Genomic DNA, 11,939 nt, shown 5'->3' with positions numbered 1-11,939 from the left:
GTCGAAAACTAACAATTTTTTGGTTAGACGAGGCACGAAAACCGGAGTTTAGCCTTAGCTAAATGAGGATTTTCGGGACGAAGTATAAGCAAAAAAGTGTAGTTTGCAGGCCGATTACTAAAGTCCCAACACGCTCTTAGTTCTTGATTAATCAAGGCCTTCAAAACCGCTTCACTTTGTAAAAAATCTAACCCACATGAAATTTCCAATATCCATCACTTTACTGTTAGCCCTGTTTACCCTACCTTTTATGAGCAGCTGCAATCTGGACGATGGTACTGGCGTCACCCTGAAAGACGGCCTTCCTACCATCGATATCGGTTCCTACAGTTTGTTGCCGGAGAGCATTGCTCAAATCCCCTATGTGAATCAATCTGGGATGATTTTTGTGGATACATTCGGAACGGAAGTCTTTTTTAGTATTGAAGAAGAAGACATTTTCGAGTCCAATGGTTCGAACTACTACCGCTACGATGTCTTTGAAGAAGGAGATACGGTGGTTTATGAGTTCAATACACAGATAAAGACCTTCAACCTGGAATCCACTGCACTCGGCATGCAGTTCAGGCTCAGGCTAAGGGCGATGCCTTATTATGCAGACCCGGAAAGCGAGGCGGTCGCAGATATCCTGGACATTTCTCTGCCATTCCTTAATTCACCCAACTTCTCCAGCCAACAGATCTTTCGGCATGAGGTGAACACCCGGTCTTATCCCGAATCCTTCAATAACGAACCTATTCCGGAAATAGAACTGCTCAACCGGACTTTCACTGATGTGATTTGGAATGATTACGCCAATACCATATCTCAGGTCTACTTTAATTTTGAATATGGCATCATTTCCTTTACTGACTACAATGGAAAGCAGTGGCGGTTTGAGGCCTTTCAGTAAAGTAAGACTGAACAGGCTCCTTCCTTTCGGAGGGAGCCTGTTCGTGCATAAATTGCGGCCTAACAATTATCCCAGGGCCCACCTTTTTTCACATTGGTAAACCGTTGCCCGTCGAGCCGGTACAAACCACCGCCGCCACCGACCCATACCCGGCCCATCCGGTCTTCAAATACCTCCTGAACGGCTGGTACGCCAAGCCCGTCCAGCTCGCTGTAGTTCCGAAGCCGGATGCCATCGTACCGGTACAGTCCATAGCCCTCAGAGCTGAACCAGATTTCGCCCTGATGGTCTCTGTAGACTTTCCAGGCTTCATTATCTCCAATGGCGTCACTGGCTTCGAAATGCAGTTGCGTCTCCCCTTCCGAGTAGTAGCTTACGCCATTGAACATCGTACCCAGCCAAAGCCCACCTTCCTCATCGGAGACAATGCTCGAAATGGTGTTACCTGCCAAGCCAGTAGCCGTCGTGTAATTGGTGAAAACCGAGCCATCGTACCGGTACAGCCCACTGCCATCCGTACCTATCCAAAGATGACCGGCAGCATCCTCCACAATACACATCACCCGATCGGTATCCAGTGTTTCCGGTGGCGCGGGTGCATCAGAAGGTGGCAGCGCAACGGGTACAAACCGCCCCGCTTCGTACCGGCAGAGCCCTTCCAAAGTGCCGACCCATATCTGTCCGTTGCGGTCCTCCAGGATACTCCAGGCCCAGTTGCTGGGCAGCCCATCAGCTGTGGTGTAAGTGGTGAAGGCTTCACCATCATAAACCGATACACCGCCGTTCGTAGTGAACCAAAGGTGCCCTTTTTGATCCTCAATTATACCAGTCACCTGTGGCCCGCCAAGGCCCTCCGCTGTAGAAAAGTACTTTAGGTTTTTGCCATCAAACCGGCATACCCCGAATTGGTTGGTGCCAAACCAAAGGTGCCCTTCTTTATCCTGAAAGATGCGGCGTACGTACTCTGCGATTTGCAGTTCTTCGGGTTTCTGTTGTCCGAGAGCTGCATAATAGGCATTGTCCAGCCCATAGTTGGCCGAACAGCCTTTACCACTCGTTACAGCACTCTGGCCTACACTGGTGAATACTGCTTTGCCCATTTCGGTTTCAGCAGGGGTTGAAGACGGGCTGCAAGCCGCGCCAAGGAATAACAGCCCCGTCAAAATCAAGGCTGGGAAATCAATTTTCAGTTGCTTCATCATTGGTCGATTATTTTTCATAAAGCTACCGGGAAAGGGGGCTTGGTTGCCAGTTTCAATTGTAAATTAGTGTAAAACCCCTTGTAAAACAGTGCGAATGTGGGGATTTACCAATAGCTTTGAACGATGAGCGCGAAGTACTGGATTTTAATTTTAGGGCTGGCTCCTGCTCTTTTTTGCCGGGCCAGCGGAACGGACGCAGCCTTCCTGCAGGAAGACAGCCATATCGCTGTCACGCTGCGGGCCATTGGGCATGAGCTGCTGCTTAGCGTTGGAGATAGCACCTCACGAGTATTGCCCGTACAGCAGGTAGGCAACCGGTATAAAGTACCTTTTGAAACGGCATTTCCGCTTGAACCTACTCATCTCACTACTTTGGTAGAAAAGGTCACTGCCGGCCGGGCTTTCCCCAGCGACTATATTGTAGAAGTGGAAGCCTGCAATGCTCTGGAAATTGTTTACGCCTACGAGATCAGGGACGAGGCGAACAGCAACCTCATCCCCTGTCAGGGGCGGGCGTTGCCCAAGGATTGCTACAATTTGGTCTTCACCTTTCCGGAAGACAGAATGGAGGTGGCTACAGGTGGTTCTGCGCCGCTCGCCAACTATTATAAATATGCTGCCCTGGCCTTTATCTTCTTTCTATTGGCTGGTACCGTTTTCTACTTAAGCAAAAGGCGACCAAAAGCGCCTCTTGGGACAGCAGATCACCGTACGCTCGGCAGTTTCCGCTTTTCCCCAACAGCAATGAAACTCTCTATAGACGGGCAGGTCACCTCACTCACCGCCAAGGAAGCCGAACTGCTCGCGCTGCTCCATGACCATGCCAATGAAACGCTGGAACGCGATACCCTCCTCAGAACCATCTGGGGCAACGAGGACAGCTATGTGGGCCGTACCCTTGATGTATTTGTCTCCCGCCTGCGCAAGAAGCTGGAAGGCGACCCTGATGTAAAGATTGCCAATGTCCGGGGCGTGGGGTATAAATTAGTGCTTGTCTCGCAGTAGCTACCTGACCGAATCATAAATCTGCAGCTTGCTCCACAACCCCTTCGTCTTTTCAATAAAGTCGAGGTGCACCTGTTCCTTTTGGTATCGGTCATGCTCCGCCTTAGAAGCGAAAGTAACAATCAGGCAAAAGTCATAGGAATTGTCCACCACTGCCCGGTCTGTGCCGGCGGGAGTTCCGATATGAATGCTTTGAGCGTAAGCAGAAGATTTGATAAAGTCCTCCATATCCTTGCGGAAGGTGGCTTTGGCCGCCTCACTCTGCCCTTCCATCCAGAAAAGGACGATGTGGGCGAAATCGCCACGGACAGGCGTGGGCTTGCGTAGGGTTCCACAAGAGCACAGCAATACAATCAACCCTAAGCTGACGAGATATGGTTTTTTCATGGTTGTTTTGATTTGATATAAAAAATATAAAATATCCTGCTAATCGCAACCACAAGAATCCATCAGCTCCGGCAATTGGACGCTAATCTTTTTGGACCGGAAGTCCTGATAGGCAGGAGGGAGTAAGCGCTTTAGTTCCCTGAGGGCAGCGCAAATTCCTTCTTTAGCCGGACGTTTCTTTCTGGGGAGCGATTGGTAGTACTCTACTAAACCGAAAATACTTTCACATTGATGGAGGCGGTTCATATCCACCACTATGCTGCCATACTGGTTATAAGCCTGGATATCTAAAGCGGGGTTGCGCAGCTCGTTCAGTACGTTAGAAAGTTCAGCCGCCCAGTCCTCGCGGGCCTTCTTGCTCCCCTCCCCCAGTGACAACAGCTTGCTCAGCGCCTGAATGTAATAATTAACATTTGCGGACCGGTAAGCCGCCGGTGCCTGTGTGTAATAATTCCGGTTGGCCTGGATCAACAAATCCATCGCACCTTCCTTGTCCCCTATTTCGGCAAACAGCTCCGCTCGGGCCATCATCATCCGATAGCCCAATGATTGAAAGCTTAAAGGGTCTTGGGAAAAGAGCGCTTCGATTTCAGTAGATGCTTCATCCAGCAAACCCGCGGCTTCAAACCAATCCTCTTTTCTCAGGGCAACGCTGACCCTAAAAAGGTCCAGAGAGCACTGACTACCTTTGACCTGCGATTGGGTTTGAAGGTGGACCCCATTAGCACGCTCCATCAAAGCACTGGCTTTATCTAAAATCCAATTGGCGGTATTATAATCCTCTAATCCGACGGCATTCATCACCCCAAACCAGGCTAGCAGCGTGAGATTTGAGACATACCCCTGTACATACTGAGCACTCGGTGCGGGCTGTTCTTCCCACAGCACCAACGCGCCCTGCGTATACGCTATTCCTCTTTGGTATTCGCCAGCCCTGAAGGCCGAATAGGCAGCAAACTGTTGTAATTCAGCCTTTAGGTTGCTCCCGTAGTCGATGCCATTTTCAATGTACGCATCAAGGCGCAAAATAAGTCGATTGGTTTCGGTGAGCACTTGATCGGGCTGCAGGGTAAACATCAAAGTCCCCACCAAATGGGAGTAGACCATCCGCAAACCATTATAAGAGGAAATATTCTGGTCTGGCTGGAAGTAAACTGTCAATTTTTCTGCCTCCTGATACGCCTGTACCGCACGGTCAGGATAACCGGCTGTAAAGAGAAACCCTCCATACTTCAGCAAGGTCTGTGCATAGTGCCAGGACAGCGCAAGCGGGTTTTCTTTGTATTCCTCACTCATAAACTCCAGTACCTTTTTATAGGTGTCCTCCGCTTCAGTGAAGCTCTTGACCAAAGGAATACGGGAAGCCAGATTGGAAAGTACAATAAACCGATTGGGCAAGCGCCAGGACGAAGGTGTTTTCAACCGGAGGTTCAGCGTATCCTGAATGGCTAAACATAAAGAATCGTAGTGTATGGCTAATTGTATTTTCTCCTGAGCCGCTTTAATGCCTGCGGAATCCCGGGAGTTATTCTGACTATTGACTCCTCTTTGGAAGTAGACATTGGCCAGAAAGCCATAGGCTTGGTTTTTGACGCCTAAAAGCAAGGTATCGGTGGGATCAGCATAGGCATCACAAAGCCGAAGCGTTTCCAGGGCATGCGCTTCCATCGCTCCGGTATTTTGCAATGCCCCTTGTACAAAGCCAAGTTCACTCTCAATTTGCAACAACAAAAGGGTGTCCTGCGTGATCTTTTTAGCCCGGGTTAAAATGAGGTTAGCATTGTAAAAGTCATTGGCACTTTCTGCGAGAAAAATACCATAACTGAGCATGACGTTGACCTCCTCGTGCAAAGTGACCGATTGCCGCAGCAATTTTCCAATTTCCGCAGTCAGGGCGTCAAACCGGGCATGACTAAAACGCAACATCATGATCTTTGCCTGCAAATAACAGCCCTTAGCCACTTGCACTTTGGTGCCATCCAGTACCTTTAATACCATAAGGCTGCTATCCAATTGCCCCAGAGAAAAGTACTCCTGGGCTTTGAGGGTTACCGAATCAGGGCTGTTTTTCAGCAAAACCTCCACCTCCCGGTATTTTTGCACCCACTTGGCGATGGTCTCATCCCGCACTTTGACCAATCCCTCTAGCTCCTGGTTTGCAGATCTTGTGAACTGCAGCTCCCGCAGCAGTTCCACCGAAAGCTGCTCGGGAAGATGGTAATGGATAACCTTTCTCATAACGTAGGTAATCTCCGCGACTTCTGCATAGACTACCGGGCTTTGATTGCCTTGCGTACTGACAGCACTGCCAAAAGCGTTAGGAAAAAACGAACGGACTTCAGGGTTGTCCGGAAAGATGCTCAGCAGGGATTCCACCTTCAAAAAGTCACCTTGCTCAAGCGCCCTGCGCGCGCGTTGTGCCCTGACTTCATCGCTGACCTGCGAGATGGCTTCATTGAGTTGGTTGTACCTGGTAATCCAGGCGGCGATTGCTTCATCGCTCTTCTTGTGGTCTACCTTATTGGTAATCAGCAGACCAGCTAGCAAGGGGACGAGGTCTTCAGGGATGGGGGCATCAACCGACACCTCATTGTGGTAATTGAGTGCACTTTTAGTAGCTACAATGATAGGGCTTTGCGCTCCGTAGGTAGTTGTCCCCTCTTGTCCAATCAGGAGGGTAGCCAGGCTGAGCGCAACCCCGGTCAGGAAGGATGCTTTCATCATTATTCGCTTAGAGTATCTTTTGCAGTGGTGTTTTGATAATTCAGGGTGGCGCTGTCGCCGATGACGACCGGGCTTTGGTTCCCATGAGTCGTGGCATTGATGTTAGGTTCTCCGGAGCTTTGGTCCGGCTTTTGGGAGAAAAACCAGACGGCGAGCAGCAGCATCAACAACCCTAATGCACCCCAAATATACCACTCCGGCTTGCGCCTGTTGATAGGCGTCTCTTCCAGCTGATTGATCAAATCAAAGAGCGCATTTGCCGACCGGGCACGCTGTACTTCATAATCCTCGGCGGCAAGGGCGCCAGCTTTCCAGGACCGTTCGTTGACAAAAAAGTTGTGGGCAAGGGTGTCCCGGTGTGCCCGCAAATGGGCTGGGACAGCCGTCTTGTCCAGTGCCGTGTACGCTGCGGCTAAATCGCCGGCTATCGCTAAACGGCGCGTTTCGGCTAACATGGACTGCTGTTGCTTCATTGTAGCAAAATAGTGTTTTTGATCTGGCCCGGCAAATGTAAACGCTTTACGCTACCAGAAAGTCAGCTCCTGCAATGCAAGCTTGCTGTCGTTCGCCCCAACTACCCCACCTGCCGAAGCGCACTGTTCCTGATGTAGTCCGGTATGCGGATGCAGATCTCCGTACCCTGAGCAGGTTGGCCCATTTCCAGCGTCGCTTCCAACTTTCGCAAAAAAGCTTGTATGAGGCGGGAGCCAAACCCTTTATGTACGGCATCAGGCTCCATCCCAACGCCGTCATCCCGGACCACGACCAACAGTTGCCCCTCTGCTTCGGCAATGCGTACCCAAATATTTCCTGATTCCACTTCGGCAAAGGCATACTTGTAAGCGTTGGTCAGCAGCTCATTGAGAATCAGGCCGAGGGGAATCATCACAGAGACATCAAGCAGTAGGTTGGGCACTTCCCGGTGCAGTACAATGGTCTTGTCGCCGGGCCGGTAGGAAGCCTCCAGGTTGCTGCAGAGATTGGCAACATACTCCGGCAGATTGACCTGGCTGAGGTGCTCGCCCGTGTAGAGGTGGTGGTGGATGATAGACATAGAGCGCACCCGGTTTTCCCCATCGTTCAGGGCTTCCAGCGCGATAGGCTCGTCAATATAGCGAGCCTGGAGTTGCAGCAGGCTGGAGATAATCTGTAAGTTGTTCTTTACCCGGTGGTGGATCTCCTTGATGAGGTACTCTTTTTCTTCCAGTGCAACCGAGAGCTGCTCCTGTTGACGACGGTATTTACGGTAAAGCCCGTAGAGGAAAATACTCAGCCCGGTGATAAGCACTAAGCCGACAATCCCAATGGTGATCGTCCGGTTTTTTTGACTGATCACGGCTCTGGCAGTTTGGTTCTCCAGGTCAAGCATAGCAATTTGCTGCTGTTTTTTCTCGGTTTCGTACTGCGCAGACAATTCATTAATGCGGTTGAGCCGCTCTATGCCCGTAATGCTGTCGCTTAGGGTTTTGTATTGCTCCAGTGCTTCGAAGCCACGGCGGTAGTCTCCGGTCTGCCGATAGGCTTTGACCAGCAGTTCGTAGGCTTCAGCCCGGTCTTTCAGCCCCATTGAATAGTTGGTATCTATCTGTGGCAGCAACATGCGGATGCTGCGTTCGTATTGCCCCTCTTCAATCAGGAAGTCGGCCAGCAACCGGCGGCTCGCGGCACTCAGGTCGGGCACCTTGATAGAATCAGCGAGCCGGGCGCAGGCTTCGGCGTAGGGCGCCGCCGCTTCCCACTTGCCCATTTGGGTAAGAATATGCGCCATATTATAGCGGTTGAGGACTTTGTCGTAGTCGCCCTCTTTGGCCTCGCCGATTTGGTAGGCCCGTTCGTAGTGCGTATAGGCTCCTGTAAAATCCCCCTTGTTCTCATAAGCGACTCCCAGATTGGTATAAGCGATTTGCTCCTGCACCTGATTGCCGGAAAACCGGGCGAGCTCCAAGGTTTCCCTTAACTTGATAATGGCGTCCTCCATCCTGTCGGCTTCAGTGTACAGAGCGCCCAGCTTATTGCTGGTAACCAGCATGCCAGCGGTATCCTCTACAGACTCGTAAGCGCGGTAGGCATCTATGACGGCCTCCATACTGCGGGCAAAATCCCCCATATCAGAATACAAATTGGCCTTAGCCATGTTGACCGCGGCAACTCGTTTGGGGTGGCCGGCCTCCTCATGCAGCACCTCATACCGGTTGAAATAAGTCTCGCTCTCCTCAAACCGGCTCAAATTTTTGTAGAAGATACCATAATAGTACCAAACCACATCCTCCTTATAACGGCTGCTATCGGCCGCGTAAAAACTTTCGATATCCCCAAGGATGCGCAGGCTCTCTCCGGGCTGAGACCGGGCCTGTGCCCAGGCTTCGTTTAATAAGGAGTCAATGGTAAGCTGCACTTCGCTTTTCTGGCCATGCAGAACAGCCACAACAGCGAGGCAAAGCATCAGAAGGAATTGTTTTTTCATCGGAGGTCGGTTTCCAGGTTAAAAAGGTGTTTGGAAATCAAAAATCGCCCCATGAAGATAAGGTATAATCTTCTCAGCTTGCACGCCCTACCCCAAAAACTATCCGAACGGGTAGCTTCCCGCCGGGCATATCCCTGTAGCTTGCAGACGTATTCTGATACCAAACCTTTTACACCCAAAACCATGCATATATTTCAACCACTCCTGCGATTGAGTTACATTCGTCCAAAGACGACTTTACTGGCGCTTTTCGCCATTACCCTGCTAATGGCCGGGGGGCTGAGCCGATTGGAAACCCGCAACAGCTTCGACGGCGAGCTTCCCACCGATGACCCCATCAATCAGGGCATTGAAGCCGCCAAAGAAGTTTTTGGCGAACGCAGCGTTGTGCTGATCGGGCTTGAGGCAGCATCCATCTACAGCCCGGAAGCCGCGCAAAAGGTTATCGACCTTTCCAATGCCCTTTCAGAGGTACCCTACGTTATGCCCGACGAGATCGTCAGTCTGTCTACCCTCGCCAACGTTAGTCAGCGCCCCTGGGGCCTGGAGACCGGTGGCTTCCTGGACACGCTGCCTGCTGATGAAGCAGCCTGGCAGCAGCTTCGGTCTGATGTTGCCGGCAATGGCATGGTACTTGACCGGCTGGTCAGCGCAGATGAATCCCTCACGGTTATTGCAGCTGCCCTTGAAGACGGTTTTGACGGAGGGGTCGTTTACGATGCCGTTTCAAAGCTCGCCAATCACTATGCGGACCCGGAACGTATCCATATTACCGGAGCGCCGGTACTCGTGGAGGATGTGCAACGCGGTATCAGCGGCGATTCCCGGCGCTTCATCCCAATTGCCATTGTCCTGATCTTCATCGGGTTTTACATTTCCTTCCGTCGGCTGGCGGGGGTGCTGCTGCCCGTGGGGATGGTTATCATGAGCATCATCTGGACCATGGGCTTCATGGGCTACGCCGGGCTGCCCGTCACCGTAGTTTCCAATGCATTACCAGTTATTATGGTAGCAGTGGCTTCATCCTACGCCATTCACTTTATGAATGCCTACTACCGGCTGGCAGATCAGCACGGGAGCGGGACAGCACTGGCAGAGGCTACTTTACAAAAAATCGGCTTGCCCATTCTCATCACCGGGCTGACTTCGGCTCTGGGCTCCGCGAGCCTTTTGATTTTCAAAATCACTTCGCTGCGGGAATTTGGTATCATCGGCGCGGTGGGCTTCCTGCTTGCCACCTTCATCTGCCTGACCTTTCTACCCGCGGTCTGCGCCCTGCTCAAGCCTCCCGCCCGCAAAGCCTATCAGTCGGCCGCGCTGCAGAGGTTCCTCTATGCGCTTACGCAAATGGCACAAAATCACCGACGGGCGATCATCGGTGCTTATCTGCTGTTGATTGCCACCGCCGTATTCTTTATCGGGCAGGTCAAGATTGGGGATGACTACCTGAAGTTTTTCCCAAAATCGCACCCAGGGCGTGTAGCAGCAGAGACTTTTAACGACCGCCTTAGTGGCGTGCGCAATATGGACATCGTAGTGGATGCTGCAGCATACGGAGGTATTAAGGATGAGCGTTTTTTCCGTAGCCTGAATGATTTCCAAGACTACCTGCTGAGCTATCAAGAAGTCGGGCACACCTATTCTTACCGGGATGTGGTGCAGCACCTCAGCGCCAACCTTAATGACGGAACCGATGCTTTGCCGGGCAGTGCTGAGATTGCACAGTACCTGATGCTGCACGAGATGTCAGCCACCCCAGGCGAGGTCTTTGCACTGCGCTCTGAGGACGATAACCAAGCCCGGGTTCAGGTCTTTCTGAAATCCTCAGACCCCGAAGTGCATCAGGCGCTCTATGAAAACATACAGGCAGATGCTGCCCGCTTTTTTCCGGAAGGGAACACTTCACTGACCTTTGGCGGAGACGTCATGCACCGCATTGCCCTTGGCACCTATATTGTGGAAGGCAAAGTGCAGAATATTATCCTGGCCCTGCTGATCGTCTTCCTCAGCTGCCTGATCATCTTCCGCTCGCTGCCCAAGAGCCTGATGGCCTTGCTGCCAATCACGGTCTCACTCCTGATGGTCTTTGGGTTGATGGGCATGATCGGCATACGGTTGGGCATCAGCACCGCCCTGCTCACCGCCATGATTGTGGGTGTAGGCGTGGATTTTGCCGTTCACTACCTTGTGGGCTACTTCCGCGACCGGGAAGAAATGGGAGCAACTGAAGCCATCACCCACAACAGCCTTCATACCGGGCAGGCTATCGCTTACGATGCCGCCTCCAATATTGCCGGGTTTAGCGTGCTGTCTTTCTCTGGCTTCTTGCCAGTACAACACTTCGGGTGGCTGCTGGCACTGTCCATGCTGCTCATTTTCATCAACACCTTGGTATTATACCCGGTCATGCTGCGGCAGCCGGCCCGGCAACGGACGGCAGCCGAAGCTATACTGACCCCTAATTAATCATCCCAAAAAAATCAATACTATGATTATTGCATTCACTTTGCTTTGGGCCGTACTCACGGCACCCGCCGTCACCGACGGCACCTCTACTATGGAAAAGCACCGTCAAGCCACCGCTGTTCAGGACCTGACCGGGCAACTGACCTACACCAACATCAGCAAGTCCGGCAGAAAACAGACCCGTACCCTACGGCAGCATATCCTGCGTACCGACGAAGGCGAATACACCTACAATCTACTGCTGGAATTTATCAGCCCGCAGGATGTCGCCGGCACGTCTACGCTCACCTTGCAGCATGAACAAAAAGACGACGAGCAATGGCTCTACCTCCCCGCCCTGCGCATGAGTAAGCGCATTTCGCCCAGCAAAAAGTCAGATCGCTTTATGGGCACAGAGATCACCTACGAGGACCTCTCCGGGTACCTTTCCGAACCCATCGATGACTATAAGTATACCCTTATGGTTGAGGAAGCCGTCAACGGCAGGCCCGCCTACAAGCTTGAAGCCCTGCCCCGTCAGGGTGTGCGCACACAATACGGCAAGCGCCATCTCTGGATTGACAAAGCCACACACCTAATGGCCAAAACCTTGTTTTACGATCACAAGGGCAAACTGCTCAAAACCTATCAGGCTACAGATATCCGCCCCATTGGTTCGGGCGGGCACTACCGGGCACATCAGATCAAAATGGAGAATGTACAAACCGGCAACACCACTGTTGTGCAATACAAAGATTTTGCGATCAACGAAGGCGTCGAGGCTGCGATTTTTTCTACCACCTGGATGGAAACCCGTTAA

General features: G+C 51.7%; 9 protein-coding genes. 4 read left to right on the top strand and 5 right to left on the bottom strand.

Annotated features, from left to right (window positions below; translation table 11 throughout):
- Positions 1–196 precede the first annotated feature (196 nt).
- Positions 197–892: a hypothetical protein gene (locus RIC19_RS18295; RefSeq protein WP_350179799.1), complete on the top strand. Its 696-nt coding sequence runs from the start codon at positions 197–199 to the stop codon at positions 890–892.
- A gap of 59 nt (positions 893–951) precedes the next feature.
- On the opposite strand, the gene RIC19_RS18290 is transcribed toward RIC19_RS18295, so the two are convergent.
- On the bottom strand, positions 952–2,094 hold the full coding sequence (locus RIC19_RS18290; protein WP_350179798.1) for a ligand-binding sensor domain-containing protein: 1,143 nt from the start codon (positions 2,092–2,094) through the stop codon (positions 952–954).
- 123 nt (positions 2,095–2,217) lie between these two features.
- On the opposite strand from RIC19_RS18290, the gene RIC19_RS18285 reads away from it, so the two are divergent.
- Entirely contained in the window at positions 2,218–3,099 is an 882-nt protein-coding gene (locus tag RIC19_RS18285) for a winged helix-turn-helix domain-containing protein (RefSeq protein WP_350179797.1), read from the top strand.
- On the opposite strand, the gene RIC19_RS18280 is transcribed toward RIC19_RS18285, so the two are convergent.
- The 4 genes from RIC19_RS18280 to RIC19_RS18265 form a co-directional block, all read right to left on the bottom strand.
- Positions 3,100–3,486: a Dabb family protein gene (locus RIC19_RS18280; RefSeq protein WP_350179796.1), complete on the bottom strand. Its 387-nt coding sequence runs from the start codon at positions 3,484–3,486 to the stop codon at positions 3,100–3,102. It abuts the gene before it with no gap.
- Between the two features lie 39 nt (positions 3,487–3,525).
- Positions 3,526–6,210: a hypothetical protein gene (locus tag RIC19_RS18275; protein ID WP_350179795.1), complete on the bottom strand. Its 2,685-nt coding sequence runs from the start codon at positions 6,208–6,210 to the stop codon at positions 3,526–3,528.
- Positions 6,210–6,683: a hypothetical protein gene (locus RIC19_RS18270; protein ID WP_350179794.1), complete on the bottom strand. Its 474-nt coding sequence runs from the start codon at positions 6,681–6,683 to the stop codon at positions 6,210–6,212. Before RIC19_RS18270 ends, RIC19_RS18275 begins: the two co-directional genes overlap by 1 nt.
- Positions 6,684–6,784: 101 nt before the next feature.
- Positions 6,785–8,674, bottom strand: a complete 1,890-nt coding sequence (locus RIC19_RS18265) for a sensor histidine kinase (RefSeq protein WP_350179793.1) — start codon at positions 8,672–8,674, stop codon at positions 6,785–6,787.
- A gap of 183 nt (positions 8,675–8,857) precedes the next feature.
- On the opposite strand from RIC19_RS18265, the gene RIC19_RS18260 reads away from it, so the two are divergent.
- Together RIC19_RS18260 and RIC19_RS18255 are read left to right on the top strand one after the other, a co-directional pair.
- Positions 8,858–11,140 (top strand): efflux RND transporter permease subunit, encoded by a 2,283-nt coding sequence (locus RIC19_RS18260; protein ID WP_350179792.1) that lies wholly within the window; start codon positions 8,858–8,860, stop codon positions 11,138–11,140.
- A 22-nt stretch (positions 11,141–11,162) separates the two neighbouring features.
- Positions 11,163–11,939 carry an outer membrane lipoprotein-sorting protein gene (locus tag RIC19_RS18255; RefSeq protein WP_350179791.1) on the top strand — a complete coding sequence of 259 codons (777 nt, stop codon included), beginning with the start codon at positions 11,163–11,165 and terminating at the stop codon, positions 11,937–11,939.

It is taken from the genome of Phaeodactylibacter sp. (genome assembly GCF_040219495.1).
Taxonomy (GTDB): domain Bacteria; phylum Bacteroidota; class Bacteroidia; order Chitinophagales; family Saprospiraceae; genus Phaeodactylibacter.
This window is presented reverse-complemented; position numbering and strand designations above follow the sequence as displayed.

Coding starts and splice junctions, on each gene's coding strand:
- RIC19_RS18255 (WP_350179791.1), top strand. CDS start 11,163: ATGATTATTGCATTCACTTTGCTTTGGGCCGTACTCACGGCACCCGCC.
- RIC19_RS18290 (WP_350179798.1), bottom strand. CDS start 2,094: ATGATGAAGCAACTGAAAATTGATTTCCCAGCCTTGATTTTGACGGGG.
- RIC19_RS18275 (WP_350179795.1), bottom strand. CDS start 6,210: ATGATGAAAGCATCCTTCCTGACCGGGGTTGCGCTCAGCCTGGCTACC.
- RIC19_RS18265 (WP_350179793.1), bottom strand. CDS start 8,674: ATGAAAAAACAATTCCTTCTGATGCTTTGCCTCGCTGTTGTGGCTGTT.
- RIC19_RS18285 (WP_350179797.1), top strand. CDS start 2,218: ATGAGCGCGAAGTACTGGATTTTAATTTTAGGGCTGGCTCCTGCTCTT.
- RIC19_RS18270 (WP_350179794.1), bottom strand. CDS start 6,683: ATGAAGCAACAGCAGTCCATGTTAGCCGAAACGCGCCGTTTAGCGATA.
- RIC19_RS18260 (WP_350179792.1), top strand. CDS start 8,858: ATGCATATATTTCAACCACTCCTGCGATTGAGTTACATTCGTCCAAAG.
- RIC19_RS18280 (WP_350179796.1), bottom strand. CDS start 3,486: ATGAAAAAACCATATCTCGTCAGCTTAGGGTTGATTGTATTGCTGTGC.
- RIC19_RS18295 (WP_350179799.1), top strand. CDS start 197: ATGAAATTTCCAATATCCATCACTTTACTGTTAGCCCTGTTTACCCTA.